Here is an 18,665-nt window from a genome sequence, read left to right on the forward strand (position 1 = left end):
GCGGCATTGCCCATGCATCATGTTTCACGGGCGTTCGGCCCACAGCACATGCCCCGTCCGCGCTAGTGTTGCGTGAGATTGTCGGCTGAGGCCAAGGGCAGGGTACGTGGAGCCGAGTGCAGACGTAGTAGTTCTCACCGCACTACCAGTTGAGTTCCGGGCCGTTTTGCACTTGTTGCGCGACCAGTCGACGCTCGTTCATCCGCAAGGCACTAGCCTCGTGAAGGGCACGCTTCCCGGACTTGGGGGGACCGTTGCCGTCGCACGAATCGGAGCCGGCAATCTGACGTCGGCCGCCATTGCTGAGCGTGTCCGCCAGTGGCTGCGCCCACAGGCGTTGCTGTTCGTCGGCGTTGCGGGTGGACTGAAGCCAGAGGCCCGACTCGGAGACGTCGTGGTGTCGACGAAGGTTTACCACCTGCATCCGGGCAAGGAGACACCCGAAGGCTTCCACGCCCGACCGGTGCCAGGCGCTGTGGCGCACAGGTTGGAGCAGGCGGCAGGAATCGCCTTGTGCTCGGAAAGCTGGCGCAAGTGGGTTCCTCGTGAGATGCGAGCGACCTGGCAGGAAGACGGTCCACACGTTCACTTCCAGCCCATCATCGCTGGTGAGGTCGTCCTGAATTCCCTGGTCACTCCTCTGCGTGACCAGATCACGTTCCACTACGGTGACGCCCTGGCCATCGAGATGGAGTCTGCTGGCGTTGCCCGTGTCGCTGACCTGTCGGAGGACCTTCGGATCCTCACCCTTCGAGGCATCAGCGACCACGCCGATGCCAACAAAGGCGAAGCCGATGCGTCGGGTTCGCAGCATCGGGCGTCCGCACACGCCGCCGCCGCGGCGGCCGCCCTCGCGTGTGAGTTGCTGCCGGAGACGGCTGGATCTGGCGGATCGAGCCTCGCCGTACGCTCCGCGGGAGCCATTGGCGAGGCGTCAGCACCAGAGGCCGAGTGGGTGAGGGCCCTGATGGCCTTTGACGACATAAGCAGAGGGGATTTCCGGCATAGCCTTCTCACCGACATGGGGCGCATACTCGGCCTGCCTCGTGCCTTCATGGCGACGGAATCATCGATGGCGCGTGATCATGTGCGGGAGATCGTCCGTCGGATGAACGCCTACCGGGATCCTCCTGCCGCACGCAGGGCCCTCTACGCCGCTCTTGAGTACGCTCGTCCTGACGACGGGGCCCTCGAAGGGCTGAGCCGGTTATTGTCATGACGAATGAGGTTTTCACCGTACAGGCCCCGCGTTGGTGCCGCGTACGTGCGGACAGCTCTCCCGACGGGGACTTCTTCCCGCTGGACGACGACGGATTCCTGGGCAGCGAGCACATTGTGGCGCCGCCTGGGTCCGAGGCGACTGCGGGTCTGCTCGTTGCCCCAGGTGATGTCGCCCGTGAGGGGGCAACCGTGTTGCTGGGTGAGCCGGGTGCCGGAAAGACCTCGGTGTTCAGGTTGCTGGTGCAAGGGCTACCGATGTGGGACGACCCCTTCGTCCCCGATGGGGCGGACCGTTGCGTGTGGGTCGATGGCCCCGATCTGACAGCCGCCACCTGGGACGAGGTCTTGGGGAGTCACCTCAGGGGGCTACCGAGCGTGGCAGTGGGCCAGGGGCCGTCGCCGGGCGGGAACCTGACGATGGTGATCGACCAGGCCGACGAGAGCGAGATCTGTCGCCATCTTCCCTCCTACCTGAAGCGTTGCCTGAAGAACAGAGACGTGCGGGGGCTCAGGCTGTTGCTCGCCTGCCGGACGGGCGACTACCCGTCCGGTCTGACATCCGTTTTCCGTGAGGCCTTCGGTGGTTGTTCCCTGGTGGACCTCGCCCCGTTGTCGCGGTCCGATGCCGTGGCGCTCGTGGAAAGCGCTGGTGTGGGCGGGGAGCAGCTGGTCTCCGAGGTGGTCGCCCTCCGCGCGGGAGCTCTCGCCAGTGTGCCTCTCACCCTCGAACTCATCGTGCGTGAGTACCGGGCACACGGCTGCCTGAGGGGCGGCGCCAAGGAGCTGTTCGAGGATAGTGTTCGACTGCTGTCGCAGGAGTACGACCCCGACCGTCTCACCGTGGCCGCACCGGCGACGACATGGCCGCAGCGGCTGGAAGTCGCGGGCCGTATCGCCGCACGACTGGTGCTTTCAGGTCGGCGCACCCTGTGGCGGGGGAGTCCACGCGAGGATCGGCCACGGACCACCGACCTGGATGTGTCCACCCTCTCCGGAGGCAGCGAACAGACGTCAGGCTGTCAGACCTTCGAGGTGAACCCGACCGTCGTCGATGAAGTGCTGTCCTCAGGCATGTTCACCGCGAGCGGCAACCACAGGTTCGCATTTCGTCATTCGTCGCTTGCGGCCTTCCTCGCCGCCCAGCACCTCATCTCCCGATCCGTCCCGGACGCAGCGCTCCGCCGCCTGTTCCTGGTCGAAGCGCCGGACCAGGAAGCGGCCGGCATCCCTGTGTCTCTGCGGGAATCCGCTGCCTGGCTGGTGGCTTTGGACCCCGACCGCACACCATGGCTCGCTTCGGCCGACCCGGAGAGCCTGACCATGCACAGCGGACTCGTCCGCTCCGACAACGTCAGGGAATTGATCGTCAGGCGCTTGCTGGAGCGCGCCGCTGATGTGGAACTCGGTGAAGCCAGATGGCATCAGACCCGCTGGGCGCTCGGTCATCCCGGTCTGGCCGGACAACTCGCCCCGGCTCTCGCCCTCGACCCCGCGGACTTCGGTGACTGGGAGACTCGGGCTCGGGCCCAAGTGGCCATTCAGTTGGCGAAGCAGTGCCCGTCGCCAGGTCTCGCACCGCTGCTTCTGAAAGTGGCGGCAGATCCTCGGTGGCCGGCCGACAACCGTGCGAACGCCGCCAGAGCCGCCTTCGCCTGCGACGAGGCCGTGGCCGCAGCTGTCCTCAAAGAAGTGTTGGCCACGCTCGGGCCGGGAAGGGAGACAGATCCGGGCCTGAGACTCCGGGGTGCTCTGCTTACCCTGCTTTGGCCCCGCTTCCTCGACACGAAGATGATGCTCGACGCGCTGAGCGAGGCACCGAGCGATGACCGCTACGGGGCGTACGAGCACTTTCTCGCAGAGATGCCCGCCAAGTGCCCCGCGGAGGATGTGCACCGCATCGTGGCATGGCTGGCGCAGGACGTGGAGGACCGGACAGCGATACCCGACGGTCACAGGAAGCCATTTGCGGAAGACAGGCTTGTCTCCGGCACGGTCGACAGGGCGTTGAGTGTTCCGGGTGCGGAGTCACTGCTGCCCGACATCGCCCGGATCCTGACGGCACGCATATTGGGTCATGAGAAGGCGGAGTTCCCCCACGTACTGAACCCGCTCACGCCCGATGGGCTCGAGCCGGTCCCGGTACGCGATCTGCGGCGCAAGCTCGCCGCCGCCCTGCTCGCCCGGGGAATCGCGGCGGGACAGACCATGAGGTATTTCGGGTGGCTCGTCGTGCGCGAATGGCAGTCCCCCCGCCCGTGGTTCGGCGAGCCCGAAGGATCGCACGGCGACCGGCACAACCTGCTCGACTCAGGTGACTTCGCCTGGGCGTTGCAAACGGCCGCCGACTGCGCCGAGCAGTCCGAGCAGGCAGACGCGTATGCGCAGCTCGCGGAGATACTTTTCGATCAGGGGAGCCAAGAACACTTCGAACTGGCCTATGAGAGCCAGGACAATCCTGCCTGGCCGTATCTGCGATGGTTCTACGAACCGATCGAGATCCGTGGTGACTTCGCTGACAACTGGCGCAGGATCCACCGTGCCTCATCCCCGCCGACCTGGCCCGAGAGCGCGAAGTTCATCGCACGACAGCGAGAGCGCCTCCAGCGGGCACGTCAGCATGACACGGACAGCTTCTGGGCTCTGCTCTGGGACCTGCAGATCGATCCGAATACCGGAAAGGGACAGCACCGCTTCGACGACAAGATCAGCGATTGGCCGGGACGCTCCGTGTTCACCGCCGAGGAACTCGCCGATCTGCCCTGCTGCGCCCTGCAATTCCTGCGGCTCGAGAACGACCACGCCGATGAATGGCTCGGACTGGAGAAACGGGACAAGCGCGCCTGGGCCGGCGTCCTGTCGCTGTCGCTGCTCGACGACGCGGGTCGGCTGGACGACCTCGAACCAGACCGGTGGAGTGCCTGGGTGGGCGCAATCGCTGACCCGTGGTACGTCCTCTCGTCCACGACGTGGGCGCTGCTGCTCCGGAGGGCGGCTGTCAATGACCCCCAGGGTCTTGCTCGTGCGATCGGGACAGCTGCCAGGGCGCAACTGGCCCACGGCGTACAACCGTTGGTTCTGGAACGCGTCGAGGTGACCTGGTCCTCGGTCGTCACCGAGATATGGGAAGAGTTCCTGGCGGCGCTGTCCGCTGCCCTCCTGCCCGACTTCCGCTCGGCGCGCCCGGCGGGTGCGTGGTCGGCGGCCGCAGAGGCATTCGAGAAGGGAGAGGAGGGTCGGGCAGCGCTGGTTCGTACGTGGTCCGTACTCCTCGCCGGCCTTCTTACCGTGGAGAGTACCCTCGCACGGTCTGTCGCTGAGTTCGCACTCATGGCAGTGGAGCGGGACAGCGAAGCCGGGGATCTCGAGCTCCCGGTGCTCGTCGCCTGCGTTCTGGTGGGGGTCGACGGCTTCGAGGCGTGGACCGGTCTCAGAGAACTCATTGACGCATCGGCCCGCTTCAGCCGGGATCTCGCTCTGAAATGCGCAGGGCGCTCCGAGCGTGGGCATGTCGAGGTACACGCCGATGAAGAGGGGCTGAGCGCGCTCTATCGGTGGCTGAACACGGTCTTCCCTCAGGACCGGAATAGCCGACCGCTCGGGGTACATACCGTGACTCCCGAAATGGAGGCGCTGGACTGGCGTGAGGCGCTGCCCGGGACGCTGAGCCGCCGCGGCACTCCGGAGGCGGTCGACCAGCTGAAGGCGCTGGCAGCCGAGTTTCCCGCGCGCTTGAACCTGCGAGCCGCGCTGGTGTCGGCACGGGCCAACTGCCTTGCGGCGACGTGGACTCCAGTCGACCTGGACGAGGTCGTCGCCCTCCTGGCTGGGGTCGCCGCCTCGTCTGAGTCCACGCTCGTCGAAGCCCGACTCGTCGACGTGTTGGAAGCCTTCCAGGACATGGGCAGCCATGAATTCCGTGGGGGGATCGTGCGGGACATGCAGCGGCTCATGAATGCGGACCGACTCCTGCCCATCGCGGACCACAACATGGCGCGTGATCATCTGCGAGCGATCGCCGGGTATGCCTACGGCGAGGGCGGCCCGGAGGCCCGGCTCGCCCTGCTCGCGGCACTGGAACAAGCCCGTCCCGATGAGAAAGCTGTGGAACGCCTCAGGGATCTGCTTGCGGTGCGCGAGAGCTGATCGGCTTGAAACGCCGACCGGGTGGAACTAGTGGTGGCAACGGGGATGAGGAATGGAATTTCTACGCGATATCGGCACGTCACTGCTTGCCAGCGCTCTCTTCTTGGCGCTGGTATGGGCATTCTCGAAGACTGCCCGTCGCCTTATACGTGGCCTTGCTGCCCATCTACTGCACCTGGATGTGGAAGAGGTCTTCGCTAACAGTCGAGATGCGGCACACGACATCAAGCGGGAACTGGGTCGGGCGAGGGAGGTGTCCGTTCTGACCGGCCGCGGTTCTGAACTACAGCGCGACTTGTTCGAGGATGTGTTCCTTCGCTGTCGGGCTCGCCGCTCCCGCTGCCGCATACTGCTGCCGAAACTTGATGTTCCCGCAGGAGAGCCGGACTGGATCACCGACCGGGAGGAGGAGATCCAGGTCTTCGACTCCGCTTTCGGCGCCGGTCTGCTGCGCCGCCAGATCGCGGCGACCTACGACTACCTTGCTCCGCTCACGGTGGAGGGACACCTCGAAGCACGTGGTTATGGCGTTCCACACATCGGCCGGATCATCGCAACCGAACGGGTCGTCTATCTGACTCCGTACTCGGCGGACCGGCATGGCAGGGAATCCCCCGTGATCAAATACCGCCGTGGAGAGACATACGATGTCCTACTGCGTCTGATTGAAAAGTTGTGGGTGGGCGGGCCGGCCTGACCGCCGGGCTGAAGGGGTACTCCTTGCTTCCTGCTCGCGCCCGCAGCCTCCTTGCCTTGGCCGCCGGGCTCCGGGCACGTTGTTCCAAACCCATGTAGCCCCGGCTCGTAACGTGGGCCTACGGATGGGAAGTTCCCGCATTCCCTGGCGTCACGAACGACCGGGCATCCACCACTCCGTGTGTCGGGCGCACCTCCGACAGTCAGTGACGGGATGTCATTGACGCTTCGGGGTGTGGGGCATCTCTTGCGGTTTGTGAGGGAGCCGGATCACGTCCACGTACTGGCTGAGCTGTTCCAACTACGTGTGGCGGCAGTGCCTGCGAGCAGTGGGTCTGCGAATGCGATGACTAGGCCGATCACGTCAGTGAAGAGATTCGGATAGCCGGCCGAGGAAGGTCCCTGTCGGCGGCGCCAGGCGGCGTAGGAGGATTGGCGGCGCTCGGCGAGGTCGGTGATCGCGGCGCTCAGGGGCTTCAGCTCTATGCCGCGGTGTGTGGCGGTGGCGGTCAGCGCTGCGGCTAGTTCTTCGCCGTTGAGATTGTTGAGCGTCAGTAGGCGGTAGAGGTCCGCGTAATCCCGGTCGCGGGTGTTGAGATCGCCGAGCGAGATGGCGGTGGAGAGCTTCTCGGCGATGACAGTGGCGAGCGGGTAACCGAAGAGTTGGAAGCTGTCCGTGGTGAGCTGCTGCGGGTAGTTGATGGTCTGAGGTCCGGGAGTGACGGGATCGCCGAAGCTGATGTCCAGTTGGAGCTTGAGACGCGCCCGGGCGATCGATGCGGCCATCGACAGCCGTAGGCCGTGATACTCGTCCTCCTCTCGGATGGGTACGGTTCTGAGCGTGGCGGAGTCGTATGCCACGCCGTCGTCGACTTCAGTGGTGGCGATCGCGGCGATTCTGCGGATGATCTCGGCTTCCTCGCCGGAGAACGCGTGGCCGAGGATGTCGATGTCACGGGTCATCCGGCGGGCGCCGAACTGGGCGAGCAGCAGGCCGCCCTTGAGGATGAAGTGCTCGCGGCCGAGGGGGGATGCTCCCAGGCGGTAGAGGAAGCGTTCGAGTACGTACTCGACCATGACCTCGTCCGTTGAACGGCCGTTGCGACGAGCCAGATTGCGCAGATCGTTGTAGACGCGGCCTGCGGTGGTAGCGCGAGTTGGGTTGACCATCAGGCGAGCACCGCCTCTACGGCGGGGCGGATGACGGAGAGCGCACCCAGCTCGCGCGCGATGAGTTGGAGTTCGCCGACCCCGCTTCGTCCGCTGCGACGCAGGTAGCGGCCGAGCGCGGACAGGGCCATGGTCTCGCCGATTCTGCCACGGTGGCGCATCGCGTCGACGACGCTGCGGGCGGCGTTGTATGCGGGAATGGTCTCTCCTGGTGCGGCCTCGAACCGTTCGACGCCGAGGTTGAAGGTCTTGGCCGCGTACTGCGCCACCACGGTCGGGGGATAAGAGATCGTGGGACGGCGTGATCCGCGTGGTACGGCGATGTGTACGGCGCTGGGAATGTCGTCGATCAGCTCGTGCAGAGCCAGGGCGGACTCCCCGCACAGGACAGCGCGAGGCGCCCGCGTGCACACGGCCAGTAGATCTGCGTATGCGGTCTCCGGTGCGTCTGCCCGCCGGTACACGCCACGGGACAGTTCGTCTATCTCCCCTTCGGTGACCAGGTACGCCAGATCACGGGCGGAGAGCAAGGCTTGACGCGCCTGCGCGGTCGTGAACGTCGGAGAGAGGCCAGCCAGCCGCTGCTCCAGGCGCGAGATTTCCGCAGCACTCATGTATCGAATGATACCCCTCTGGTGGGGATGGGGGATCGATTTGATACATTCAGATGGCGGGGGTGGAGTTCCCGTCGTTGACTATGCGCCACGAACCTGCAGGTCAGACGCCCATCCCGTGGGGATTTCCCAGGGAGATTCCAGGGACTTTCCGCCGTGCAAGCAGGGAAGGCCCTGACAGCGCTGGAAGATGCAAACGCGCTGGTCAGGGCCTGCCGCCTCAGCACTCGATGATGTTCACCGCGAGGCCGCCCCGCGCCGTCTCCTTGTACTTGACGGACATGTCGGCGCCGGTCTCCTTCATGGTCTTGATGACCTTGTCGAGGGAGACCTTGTGGCTGCCGTCGCCGCGCATGGCCATGCGGGCCGCGGTGACGGCCTTCACGGCGGCCATGCCGTTGCGCTCGATGCAGGGGATCTGGACGAGGCCGCCGACGGGGTCGCAGGTCAGGCCGAGGTTGTGCTCCATGCCGATCTCGGCGGCGTTCTCGACCTGCTCGGGGGTGCCGCCGAGGACCTCGGCGAGGGCGCCCGCGGCCATCGAGCAGGCGGAGCCGACCTCGCCCTGGCAGCCGACCTCGGCGCCGGAGATGGAGGCGTTCTCCTTGAAGAGCATGCCGATGGCGCCCGCGGAGAGCATGAAGCGGACGACGCCCTCCTCGTCCGCGCCGGGCACGAAGTTGATGTAGTAGTGCAGGACCGCGGGGATGATGCCCGCGGCGCCGTTGGTGGGCGCGGTCACGACGCGGCCGCCCGCGGCGTTCTCCTCGTTGACGGCCATCGCGTAGAGGGTGATCCACTCCATGGCGCGGGCCATCGGGTCGCCCTCGGCGCGCAGCTGGCGGGCCGAGTTCGCGGCGCGGCGGCGGACCTTGAGGCCGCCGGGCAGGATGCCCTCGCGGGTCATGCCGCGCGAGACGCAGGCCTGCATGACGCGCCAGATGTCGAGGAGTCCGGAGCGGATCTCGTCCTCGGTGCGCCAGGCCTTCTCGTTCTCCAGCATCAGCGCGGAGATGGACAGGCCGGTCTCCTCGGCGAGGCGGAGCAGCTCGTCGCCGGTGCGGAAGGGGTACTTGAGGACCGTGTCGTCGGGCACGATCGGGTTCTCGCCGGCCGCGCCCTCTTGAGAAAGCACGGTTTCGTCGACGACGAAGCCGCCGCCCACCGAGTAGTACGTCTTCTCCAGGACGAGGGCGCCCTCGTGGTCGTAGGCGAAGATCGTCATGCCGTTGGCGTGGTACGGGAGTGCCTTGCGGCGGTGCAGGACCAGGTCGTCGTCGAAGCTGAACGGGATCTCGTGGACGCCGAGCAGGTTGATCTTCCCTGAGGTCTTGATCGCCTCGACGCGGTCGTCGGCCTTCTCCACGTCGACGGTGCGGGGTGAGTCGCCCTCCAGGCCGAGCAGGACCGCCTTGGGGGTGCCGTGGCCGTGTCCGGTGGCGCCGAGGGACCCGTAGAGCTCGGCGCGTATCGCGGCGGTGTGGGCGAGCAGGCCCTCGTTCTTCAGGCGGCGCGCGAACATGCGGGCCGCCCGCATCGGGCCGACCGTGTGGGAGCTGGACGGGCCGATGCCGATCGAGAACAGGTCGAAGACCGAGATGGCCACGGGGGAACTCCTAGGTGGGTTACCGCGGACGCCGTTGTCCGCCGGGGTGGTGCGCAAGGCAATGCGGAGGGCGGTGCATGGGGCGGGGCACCGCTCTCACTGTCCAGTGTGCGCGGTGCCCCGAACTTTCAGACGTACAAATGCGTACGAAACTACTTCAGGCCGGGGTACAGGGGGTACTTGTCGGCGAGGGCGGTGACGCGGGCCTTGAGAGAAACCGCGTCAGCCTCCCCGAAGGGAGCGGGCGCCTTGAGGGCCTCGGCGATGATGTCGGCGACCTCGGTGAAGTCCTCGGCCCGGAAGCCGCGGGTGGCCAGGGCCGGGGTGCCGATCCGCAGGCCGGAGGTGACCATCGGGGGACGCGGGTCGTTCGGGACGGCGTTGCGGTTGACCGTGATGCCCACCTCGTGGAGCCGGTCCTCGGCCTGCTGGCCGTCCAGCTCGGACTCGCGCAGGTCGACCAGGACCAGGTGCACGTCGGTGCCGCCGGACAGCACGTTCACGCCGCTGGCGCGGGCGTCGTCCGAGGTCAGGCGGGCGGCAAGGATCTGGGCGCCCTCGATGGTGCGCTGCTGGCGCTCCTTGAAGTCCTCGCTCGCGGCGACCTTGAAGGAGACGGCCTTGGCGGCGATCACGTGCTCCAGGGGGCCGCCCTGGAAGCCGGGGAAGACGGACGAGTTCAGCTTCTTCGCGAAGTCCTTCTTCGCGAGGATGATCCCGCCGCGCGGCCCGCCGAGCGTCTTGTGCGTGGTGGAGGTGACCACGTCCGCGTACTCGACCGGGTTGGGGTGCAGCCCGGCCGCGACGAGTCCGGCGAAGTGGGCCATGTCGACCCACAGGTAGGCGCCGCTCTCGTCCGCGATGCGGCGGAACGCGGCGAAGTCCAGCTGGCGCGGGTAGGCGGACCAGCCCGCGATGATCACCTTGGGGCGGTGCTCCTTGGCGAGGCGCTCGACCTCGGCCATGTCCACGAGACCGGCCTCGTCGACGTGGTACGCGACCACGTCGAACTGCTTGCCGGAGAAGTTCAGGCGCATGCCGTGGGTGAGGTGGCCGCCGTGGGCGAGGTCCAGGCCGAGGATCGTGTCGCCGGGCTTGGCGAGCGCGAAGAGGGCGGCCTGGTTGGCGGAGGCGCCGGAGTGGGGCTGGACGTTGGCGTACTCGGCGCCGAAGAGGTCCTTGACCCGGTCGATGGCGATCTGCTCGGTGACGTCGACGTGCTCGCAGCCGCCGTAGTAGCGCCGGCCGGGGTAGCCCTCGGCGTACTTGTTGGTCAGGACCGAGCCCTGGGCCTCCATGACGGCGACCGGAGCGAAGTTCTCCGACGCGATCATCTCGAGGGTGGACTGCTGGCGGAGCAGCTCGGCGTCGACCGCGGCGGCGACGTCCGGGTCGAGCTCGTGCAGCGAGGTGTTCATGAGCGACATAGTCGTGGTGTCCCTAGTTGCCGGAGCCGGAGAACGCGTCGTACTCGTCCGCGGAGAGCAGGTCCTTCGGCTCTTCCGAGGTGCGGACCTTGAACAGCCAGCCGCCCTCGAACGGGGCGGAGTTCACCAGCGACGGGTCGTCCACGACGTCCTGGTTCGCCTCGACGACCTCGCCGGTGACCGGGGAGTACAGGTCGCTGACGGACTTGGTCGACTCGAGCTCGCCGCAGGTCTCGCCCGCAGTCACCGTGTCACCGACCTCGGGGAGCTGGGCGTAGACGACATCGCCGAGCGCGTTGGCCGCGAACTCGGTGATGCCGACCGTCGAGACGCCGTCCTCGGCGCCCGACAGCCACTCGTGCTCCTTGCTGTAGCGCAGCTGCTGGGGGTTGCTCATGATCTGAATTCTCCTGTACGCGGGTGGGTGCTGCGGAACGAGAGGGGTGTGCGCTGGGTTACTTCCGGCGGCCCCCGTGAGGACTGGTCGGACTACTTCTGGCGCTTGTAGAACGGCAGCGCCACGACCTCGTACGGCTCGTGGGCGCCGCGGATGTCCACGCCCACGCCCTCGGTGCCGGGGGCGGCGTGCGCCGCGTCCACGTAGGCGATGGCGATCGGCTTGCCGAGCGTGGGAGAGGGGGCACCGGAGGTGACCTCGCCGATCACCTTGCCGTCGGCGACCACGGACATCCCGGCGCGCGGCACCCGGCGGCCCTCGGCGATCAGGCCGACGAGCTTGCGCGGCGGCGCGGTCTCGGCGCGCTCGGCGGCGGCCTGGAGCGCCTCGCGGCCCACGAAGCGGCCCTCGTTGCCCGTCTTCTCGAACTTCACGACGCGGCCGAGACCGGCGTCGAAGGGGGTCAGCGCCGTCGTCAGCTCATGCCCGTACAGCGGCATGCCGGCCTCCAGGCGCAGCGTGTCGCGGCAGGAGAGGCCGGCGGGGACGAGCCCGACCGGCGAGCCCGCGTCGGTCAGCGCCTGCCACAGCTTCTCGGCGTGCTCCGGGGCGACGAACAGCTCGAAGCCGTCCTCGCCGGTGTAGCCGGTGCGGGCGATGAGGGCCGGGACGCCGGCGACGGTGCCGGGCAGGCCCGCGTAGTACTTGAGGCCGTCCAGGTCGGCGTCCGTGAGGGACTTCAGGATGCCGGGGGACTCGGGGCCCTGGACGGCGATCAGCGCGTAGGCGTCGCGGTCGTCGCGGACCTCGGCGTCGAAGCCGGCGGCGCGCTCGGTGATCGCGTCGAGGACGATCTGCGCGTTGCCCGCGTTGGCGACGACCATGTACTCGTGCTCGCCCAGGCGGTAGACGATCAGGTCGTCGACGATCCCGCCGTCCTCCTGGCAGATCATGGTGTAGCGGGCGCGGCCGGGGCCGATCGTGGACATGTTGCCGACGAGGGCGTAGTCGAGGAGATCGACGGCCTGCGGCCCGGTGACGGTGATCTCGCCCATGTGCGACAGGTCGAAGAGGCCCGCCTTGGTGCGGACCGCGATGTGCTCGTCGCGCTCGCTGCCGTACCGCAGCGGCATGTCCCAGCCCGCGAAGTCGGTCATCGTCGCGCCCAGCGAGCGGTGCAGGGCGTCGAGGGCGGTCTTACGGGGGACGTTGCTCATGAGTGGTGCTCCAGGATCCCAGGCATGACAGACGAGGGCGATGGTCTTCCTCCCCATCTGTCATCGGAACCTGAGAGGTTCGCCGGCGCCACACGTACAGGTGGTCGCGGCTTGCACCTTGGGTGGAGCGGCCGAAGGCCGCCCGCTTTTCAGATATGCCTCGCCCGCGCGGTACGGGGCCTGAGAGATTCAAGGGAGGAACTTGCTCCTTCGGCGCCCCCGGGGACGCGTAGGCGTCCGGGGAGCTCTCCCGCGCGGATTCAAGCGGCCGGTATGCAGTTGGTCGTGCTCTTGGCGCGCACATCATTGCATGCCCACCGTACGGGGAATCCACTTGTAGGGCATTACCGTCTCTTTACACTTGGCGGGAAAGGGTGGCGTGACCGGAAGGGGAGGACGATCACGGTGCACAAGGCAGTGGCGGGTGCGTACGCGGCGGCAGGGGTCGGGCAGCGCGCTGTGCCCCGCCCCGGGGCGGCGACAGGGCGCGGGCCGGTCGTCAGGGATCTGCGCGGCAGAGGTGGTCGCACGCCGAGGCGCCTCGGCTTCGCGCGGGGTGACCTGATCGTGGTCTCGGGGCTCCCGGGCAGTGGCAAGTCCACGCTGATGCGCCGCGTGGTCGGTGCCGGGGGAGCCGTGCGCATCGACTCGCAGGACACGCGTGACCGCTGGGCGGCCCGGCTGCCGCGGCTGCTCCCGTACGCCGTGTACCGCCCGCTCGTGCGGCTCGCGCACTTCGCCGGGCTGCGGCGGGCCCTGCGCTCGGGAGGCAGCGTCGTCCTGCACGACTGCGGCACGCAACGCTGGGTGCGGCGCTGGCTGGCCAAGGAGGCCGGGCGGCGCGGCGCGGACCTGCATCTGATGCTGCTCGACGTCGGCGCGGACACGGCGCTCGCGGGCCAGCGGGACCGCGGCCGCGGGGTCTCGCGCTACGCGTTCGCCCGGCACCGCCGCGCGGTCGCCGGCCTGGTGGAGTCCGCCGAGCGCGGTGACCTGCCGTGGGGCTGCGCGTCCGCGGTGCTGCTCGACCGGGACGCGACGGATGTGCTGAACGGGATCGGGTTCGAGGGGAGTTGACCGGCCGCGACCGTCTGTGCACCTACGGACGCGGAGGGTGTTCTGCCACCCGCACGCGCTAGGGTTCGGCCGCAGACAGAGCGGTTCCAGAGCGGGTGGTAGGCACATGGACATTCCGGCGCAGGCTCACGCACATCCGTACGGCGGGTGGCCGGCCAACGAGCTCGAGGAGGTGCTCGCCGCCTCCCTCGGGGTCGACTCGGCGGGCGGCCGGATCGTCGAGGTCCTCGGGCGCAGCCAGGTGTGGATACCGCTGCCCCAGGGCGGCGGACCCGGCAGCCCGAACCTCGACCTGCCGACGCTGGAGATCGAGGGCCAGGCCTATGTGCCCGTCTTCAGCTCCGAGGAGCAGTTCCTCGCGGTCGTCGGCGACCGGATGGGCTGCACGGTCGCGCCGGCCGTCGAGTTCGCGCGCGGGCTGCCCCCGCAGGTCGGCATCGCGGTGAATCCGGACGGCGCCGTCGGCGTCCCGCTGCCCCCGCCCGCCGTCGCCGAGCTGTGCAAGTCCGGCCGTACGCCGCTGGACGGGCCCGCCACGGGCGGCCGGGTCAGCCTCTACGAGCCCGATTGGCAGGACGACCCGGTCGACTTCCTGGCCGCCGTGCGCGAGGAGTTCGAGGCGTCCGGCGTCGTCCTGACCGCCCGCCGCTGCCTCGCCAGCGTCGAGGGCGGCGCCCCCCTCCTCTTCGTCGGCGTCGAGCTGTCGCAGTGGGAGGGCGCCGCGCGCAACCTGCCCATGGATGCCCTGGGCCGCGCCCTCGGCCGTGCTCCCGCGCCCTGGCCGGTGAACCTCGTCCTGCTCGACATCACCCAGGACCCGGTCGGTGACTGGATGCGCGCCACGCTGCGGCCGTTCTACACGCAGGGTCACTGAAAGCCCGGCACCGGTCCCCGTCCGGGAAAACACGGGAAAGTCGTCGGCCGCGCGTACGTCAAGTCGGTGCCAGGATCGCCGCTTAAGCTGGTTTCATGACCTGTCTGGGCGGTCCCGCCACGGGGGGCGGGTCGAAATCGTCGGGTACGTCACGAAGGGGCGGTTACGGGTGAGCGCGTCGGGCACGGCCGCGGCCGGTCAGGTCGAGCAGATGCTGCGCCAGGTGACGCCGGGGCGTTACGACGCCTACGAGGCGCTGCTCAGCGCGCTCGCGGACCCGGGCGCCGGTCAGGTGTGGATGCTGCTCTGGCACGGCCAGGCCGGTTCCCCCGACGCGCAGTACGGGAACATGGAGGTCGACGGCTTCTCGTACGCCCCTTGCGTCACCTCCGCCCAGGAGCTGTCCGCCTCCGGCTGGAGCCGCGCGTACGAGGTCGTCGGCGGCGTCGACGCGGCCCGCACGCTCTACCCCGACCACTACGGCCTCTGGCTCAACCCGCACGCGCCCGGCGGCGGCGTCGGCATCCCGTGGCTCGACCTGCGCCGCATCGCGGGCGGCCTCGACCGCCAGCCCGCCGGGCCGCTGCGCCTGAGCGACCCCGCCATCGAGATCCCGCAGTTCTACGCCCTGCTCACGCAGAACGCGCACCGCACCACCGCGATCCGCTCGCTGCGCCGCGCCTGGGTCCAGCCGACACTCGGCGCGCCCTATCTCGCGATCGGCCTCGATGTGTACGACGCGTCGCCGGTGTCCGTGGACGCGGTGCGCGCGATGATGCAGCAGTCGGTCGTCGCCGTGCCCGACGGACTGCCCGTCTCCACGGTCGCGATGTCCGACGAGCACGACCCCGTCGCCATGTGGCTGCGCGCCAACGCCCGCCCGTTCTACGACCGCGAGGCGCACGCCGCCCCGGCCGCCCCCGCGCCCGCCCCCGTCACGGGGTACGGGTACCCGCCGCCGCACGGGACGTACTGAAACCGTTCACCACGGGGCCCTGGCTCCAACTGTCGCCGGAAATCTCCGGGTTGAGATGGCCCTATTCCGCCCCGTTTCAGGGCGAGTTGGTGCACCACCCGGGCATTCTCACCATATCGGCCACCGTGGCGTATTCCGGACCCGATGGAGCTCTGCCGGAGCGGAGTGAATTGTCCGCTCAGCCGGTTCCCGCGTCCGCATAATGCACTCCTGCCGCCTCATCACGGTTGCGCAACCTTTCACGGTGAGGGCTGGCGGCTGGTCACAGACGCATTGAAGACTCCCTGCAGACACGGGGTTTCGACTCTGTGTACGAGCTGAACGGTCAACTACGAGGCCATGCCCCCGGACTGTCCAGCGTGTGAAACAGGATCAAGCCGCTACAGCGGCGGGCGTGGGCCGGCCACCGTCGGCCGAGAGGGGTCAACCACACCGTGACCGCACCGATCGAGACCACTGGGGCCCAGGCCGAGGTGCAGCCCGAGGCTGTGCTCGCCGGCACCAAGGGGCAGCAGATCGAGGGGCGCTCCCTCGGGCGTATCGCCTGGAACCGCTTCAAGAGGGACAAGGTCGCCGTCGCCGGCGGCGTCGTCGTCATTCTGCTGATCCTCATCGCCGCCTTGGCGCGCCCCCTCCAGCATCTCTTCGGCCTCGACCCGAACACGTTCCACCAGGACCTGATCGACCCCACCAGCTCGCTCCCCAAGGGCGGTCTCGGCGGTATGAGCGGCGACCACCCCCTGGGTGTGGAGCCGAAGTTCGGCCGCGACATCCTCGCGCGCATCCTCGAAGGCTCCTGGGTCTCCCTCGTCGTCGCCTTCGGTGCGACCGTCCTGTCGAACGTCATCGGGGCGATCCTCGGCGTCGTCGCCGGGTACTACGGCGGCCGGGTCGACTCGGTCATCAGCCGCATGATGGACACCTTCCTGGCGTTCCCGCTGCTGCTGTTCGCGATCTCGATCTCCGCGACCCTCCAGGGCGGAGCGTTCGGTCTGAACGGGCTGCCGCTGCACATCTGCGTGCTGATCTTCGTGATCGGCTTCTTCAACTGGCCCTATCTGGGCCGCATCGTGCGCGGCCAGACCCTGGCGCTGCGCGAGCGGGAGTTCGTGGACGCGGCCCGCGGGATGGGCGCCCGAGGCCCGTACATCCTGTTCCGGGAACTGATGCCCAACCTGGTCGCACCGATCATCGTCTACTCGACCCTGCTGATCCCGACGAACATCATCTTCGAGGCGTCGCTCAGCTTCCTGGGCGTGGGCATCCAGCCGCCGCAGGCCTCCTGGGGCGGCATGCTCAACCAGGCCGTCGACTACTTCCAGGTCGATCCGCAGTACATGATCGTTCCGGGCCTCGCCATCTTCGTCACCGTGCTCGCGTTCAACCTGCTCGGTGACGGTCTCCGCGACGCTCTCGACCCGCGCAGTCGCTGAGTCCGGCCGCACGAGAGCTCCACAAGTTTCCGACAATGGAGGGGATTCCGACCATCATGCGAAGGTCATCACTTGCCGCGGTTGCGGCCATCGGCAGCGTGAGCATGTTGCTCGCCGGCTGCAGCAAGGCCGACGACGGCTCGGACGGCAGCAACAAGTCGGCCGGTGCGAACGCCGCCACGAAGGACGTCGTCAACGCCTCGACGAAGAAGGGCGGCACGGTCACCTACGCGATGTCGGACGTCCCCGACTCGTTCGACCCGGGCAACACGTACTACGCCTACATGTACAACTTCAGCCGGCTGTACGCCCGCCCGCTGATGACGTTCAAGCCCGACGCGGGGGAGAAGGGCAACACGCTCGTCCCCGACCTCGCCTCGGCGCCCGGCAAGCAGTCGGACGGCGGCAAGACCTGGACGTACACGATCCGCAAGGGTCTGAAGTACCAGGACGGCTCGCCGATCACGTCCAAGGACGTCAAGTACGCCGTCGAGCGCTCGAACTTCGCGCGTGACGTGCTCTCCCTCGGCCCGAACTACTTCCAGCAGTTCCTCAAGGGCGGCGACAAGTACAAGGGTCCGTACAAGGACAAGAGCGCCGAGGGCCTCAAGTCCATCGAGACGCCGGACGACACCACGATCGTCTTCCACCTGAACCAGGCCTTCCAGGAGTTCGACTACCTGGTCGCCACCCCGCAGACCGCGCCGGTGCCGAAGGCCAAGGACGACGGCATCGACTACGTCAAGCACATCGTCTCCTCGGGCTCGTACCAGTTCCAGAGCTACCAGGAGGGCAAGCAGGCCGTCCTGGTCCGCAACAAGAACTTCGACCCGAAGTCCGACCCGCTGCGCAAGCAGTACCCGGACAAGATCGTCGTCAACCTGAAGGTCAACCAGCAGACGATCGACAAGGACCTGCAGTCCGGCGACACCCTGATCGACCTGCAGGGCAAGGGCGTCGACACCCAGACGCAGGCGCAGCTGGTCAACGACAAGTCGAAGATGGCGAACACGGACAACGCCTACGGCGGCCGTCTCGTCTACGCGGCGATCAACACCAAGCTGAAGCCGTTCACGAACGTCGACTGCCGCAAGGCCGTCGAGTACGCGATCGACAAGGTCTCGGTGCAGACCGCTCAGGGCGGACCCATCCGCGGTGACGTCGCCACCACGGTCCTGCCCCCGGACATCACGGGCTACGCCAAGGAAGACGTCTACGCCACCCGCGGCAACAAGGGTGACGTGGCCAAGGCCAAGGACGCCCTGAAGGCCTGCGGCGAGAAGACGATCAACACCACGATCACGGCGCGCAGCGACCGTGACGAGGAAGTCTCCGGTGCCCAGGCGCTCATCGAGTCGCTGAAGAAGGTCGGCATCAACGCCAGCCTGAAGCAGTACCCGTCGGGCAAGTACTTCACCGACTACGCCGGTGTCCCGAAGTTCAACCAGAAGAACAACGTCGGCATCATGATGATGCAGTGGGGCGCCGACTGGCCGTCGGGCTACGGCTTCCTGCAGCAGATCCTGAACAGCAAGGCGGTCGGCAAGTCCGGCAACACCGCCCTGTCGGAGCTCGACGACAAGAAGGTCGACTCGATGCTCGCCGAGGCCATCGGGGCGCCCGACGAGGCCACGCGCAACAACCTGTACGCGCAGATCGACAAGCAGGCCATGGAGGACGCGGCGCTCGTCCCGCTGACCTACTTCAAGGTCCTGATGTACCGCTCGCCGTACGCCACCAACCTGGTGTCCACGGCCGCCTTCAGCGGGCAGTACGACTACCTCAACATCGGCACCACGAAGAAGTAGCAGCCC

General features: G+C 67.8%; 14 protein-coding genes and 2 riboswitches. Of the genes, 8 read left to right on the top strand and 6 right to left on the bottom strand.

Annotation, left to right across the window (positions count from 1 at the left end; all coding sequences use genetic code 11):
• Positions 1 to 106: 106 nt before the first annotated feature.
• Genes ACY0PA_RS28845 through ACY0PA_RS28855 form a run of 3 tightly spaced genes read left to right on the top strand, consistent with a single transcriptional unit; the run spans position 107 to position 6,061 of the window.
• A complete protein-coding gene (locus ACY0PA_RS28845; RefSeq protein ID WP_473080477.1) occupies positions 107 to 1,219 on the top strand; it encodes a 5'-methylthioadenosine/S-adenosylhomocysteine nucleosidase family protein in 1,113 nt (370 codons plus the stop codon).
• Positions 1,216 to 5,364: an NACHT domain-containing protein gene (locus ACY0PA_RS28850; RefSeq protein WP_473080478.1), complete on the top strand. Its 4,149-nt coding sequence runs from the start codon at positions 1,216 to 1,218 to the stop codon at positions 5,362 to 5,364. Before ACY0PA_RS28845 ends, ACY0PA_RS28850 begins: the two co-directional genes overlap by 4 nt.
• 52 nt (positions 5,365 to 5,416) lie before the next feature.
• Positions 5,417 to 6,061 carry a hypothetical protein gene (locus ACY0PA_RS28855; protein ID WP_473080479.1) on the top strand — a complete coding sequence of 215 codons (645 nt, stop codon included), beginning with the start codon at positions 5,417 to 5,419 and terminating at the stop codon, positions 6,059 to 6,061.
• A 269-nt stretch (positions 6,062 to 6,330) separates the two neighbouring features.
• Here ACY0PA_RS28855 and ACY0PA_RS28860 read toward each other — a convergent pair whose 3' ends face one another.
• The 6 genes from ACY0PA_RS28860 to gcvT all read right to left on the bottom strand — a co-directional run bounded on the left by ACY0PA_RS28860 (position 6,331) and on the right by gcvT (position 12,491).
• Entirely contained in the window at positions 6,331 to 7,230 is a 900-nt protein-coding gene (locus ACY0PA_RS28860) for a nucleotidyl transferase AbiEii/AbiGii toxin family protein (RefSeq protein ID WP_473080480.1), read from the bottom strand.
• Positions 7,230 to 7,844: a type IV toxin-antitoxin system AbiEi family antitoxin domain-containing protein gene (locus ACY0PA_RS28865; protein WP_473080481.1), complete on the bottom strand. Its 615-nt coding sequence runs from the start codon at positions 7,842 to 7,844 to the stop codon at positions 7,230 to 7,232. Before ACY0PA_RS28865 ends, ACY0PA_RS28860 begins: the two co-directional genes overlap by 1 nt.
• A 220-nt stretch (positions 7,845 to 8,064) precedes the next feature.
• Positions 8,065 to 9,450, bottom strand: a complete 1,386-nt coding sequence (locus ACY0PA_RS28870) for an L-serine ammonia-lyase (protein ID WP_473080482.1) — start codon at positions 9,448 to 9,450, stop codon at positions 8,065 to 8,067.
• A gap of 152 nt (positions 9,451 to 9,602) precedes the next feature.
• A complete protein-coding gene (glyA, locus tag ACY0PA_RS28875; RefSeq protein ID WP_473080483.1) occupies positions 9,603 to 10,877 on the bottom strand; it encodes a serine hydroxymethyltransferase in 1,275 nt (424 codons plus the stop codon).
• A 13-nt stretch (positions 10,878 to 10,890) separates the two neighbouring features.
• Positions 10,891 to 11,274 carry a glycine cleavage system protein GcvH gene (gcvH, locus tag ACY0PA_RS28880; protein ID WP_100598297.1) on the bottom strand — a complete coding sequence of 128 codons (384 nt, stop codon included), beginning with the start codon at positions 11,272 to 11,274 and terminating at the stop codon, positions 10,891 to 10,893.
• Between the two features lie 92 nt (positions 11,275 to 11,366).
• Positions 11,367 to 12,491: a glycine cleavage system aminomethyltransferase GcvT gene (gene gcvT / locus ACY0PA_RS28885; RefSeq protein ID WP_473080484.1), complete on the bottom strand. Its 1,125-nt coding sequence runs from the start codon at positions 12,489 to 12,491 to the stop codon at positions 11,367 to 11,369.
• Positions 12,492 to 12,538: 47 nt separating this feature from the next.
• A riboswitch (glycine riboswitch) is annotated at positions 12,539 to 12,650 on the bottom strand.
• A riboswitch (glycine riboswitch) is annotated at positions 12,651 to 12,754 on the bottom strand.
• Positions 12,755 to 12,950: 196 nt separating this feature from the next.
• Between gcvT and ACY0PA_RS28890 the strand changes: the two genes are divergently transcribed.
• The 5 genes from ACY0PA_RS28890 (at position 12,951) to ACY0PA_RS28910 (ending at position 18,659) form a co-directional block, all read left to right on the top strand.
• A complete protein-coding gene (locus ACY0PA_RS28890; protein ID WP_473086465.1) occupies positions 12,951 to 13,568 on the top strand; it encodes an AAA family ATPase in 618 nt (205 codons plus the stop codon).
• Between the two features lie 106 nt (positions 13,569 to 13,674).
• Positions 13,675 to 14,442, top strand: a complete 768-nt coding sequence (locus tag ACY0PA_RS28895; RefSeq protein ID WP_473080485.1) for an enhanced serine sensitivity protein SseB — start codon at positions 13,675 to 13,677, stop codon at positions 14,440 to 14,442.
• Between the two features lie 169 nt (positions 14,443 to 14,611).
• Positions 14,612 to 15,418 carry an enhanced serine sensitivity protein SseB C-terminal domain-containing protein gene (locus ACY0PA_RS28900; protein ID WP_473080486.1) on the top strand — a complete coding sequence of 269 codons (807 nt, stop codon included), beginning with the start codon at positions 14,612 to 14,614 and terminating at the stop codon, positions 15,416 to 15,418.
• Positions 15,419 to 15,852: 434 nt separating this feature from the next.
• Positions 15,853 to 16,851: an ABC transporter permease gene (locus ACY0PA_RS28905; RefSeq protein WP_473080487.1), complete on the top strand. Its 999-nt coding sequence runs from the start codon at positions 15,853 to 15,855 to the stop codon at positions 16,849 to 16,851.
• A 56-nt stretch (positions 16,852 to 16,907) separates the two neighbouring features.
• Positions 16,908 to 18,659: an ABC transporter substrate-binding protein gene (locus ACY0PA_RS28910; protein WP_473080488.1), complete on the top strand. Its 1,752-nt coding sequence runs from the start codon at positions 16,908 to 16,910 to the stop codon at positions 18,657 to 18,659.
• Positions 18,660 to 18,665: the final 6 nt, after the last annotated feature.

Source organism: Streptomyces sp. DS1-CR2 (assembly GCF_055760475.1).

What these genes read in the sequence shown, in the direction of transcription:
- ACY0PA_RS28850 (WP_473080478.1), top strand. Translation starts at nt 1,216, where the DNA reads ATGACGAATGAGGTTTTCACCGTACAGGCCCCGCGTTGGTGCCGCGTA.
- ACY0PA_RS28855 (WP_473080479.1), top strand. Translation starts at nt 5,417, where the DNA reads ATGGAATTTCTACGCGATATCGGCACGTCACTGCTTGCCAGCGCTCTC.
- ACY0PA_RS28860 (WP_473080480.1), bottom strand. Translation starts at nt 7,230, where the DNA reads ATGGTCAACCCAACTCGCGCTACCACCGCAGGCCGCGTCTACAACGAT.
- ACY0PA_RS28865 (WP_473080481.1), bottom strand. Translation starts at nt 7,844, where the DNA reads ATGAGTGCTGCGGAAATCTCGCGCCTGGAGCAGCGGCTGGCTGGCCTC.
- glyA (WP_473080483.1), bottom strand. Translation starts at nt 10,877, where the DNA reads ATGTCGCTCATGAACACCTCGCTGCACGAGCTCGACCCGGACGTCGCC.
- gcvH (WP_100598297.1), bottom strand. Translation starts at nt 11,274, where the DNA reads ATGAGCAACCCCCAGCAGCTGCGCTACAGCAAGGAGCACGAGTGGCTG.
- gcvT (WP_473080484.1), bottom strand. Translation starts at nt 12,491, where the DNA reads ATGAGCAACGTCCCCCGTAAGACCGCCCTCGACGCCCTGCACCGCTCG.
- ACY0PA_RS28895 (WP_473080485.1), top strand. Translation starts at nt 13,675, where the DNA reads ATGGACATTCCGGCGCAGGCTCACGCACATCCGTACGGCGGGTGGCCG.
- ACY0PA_RS28910 (WP_473080488.1), top strand. Translation starts at nt 16,908, where the DNA reads ATGCGAAGGTCATCACTTGCCGCGGTTGCGGCCATCGGCAGCGTGAGC.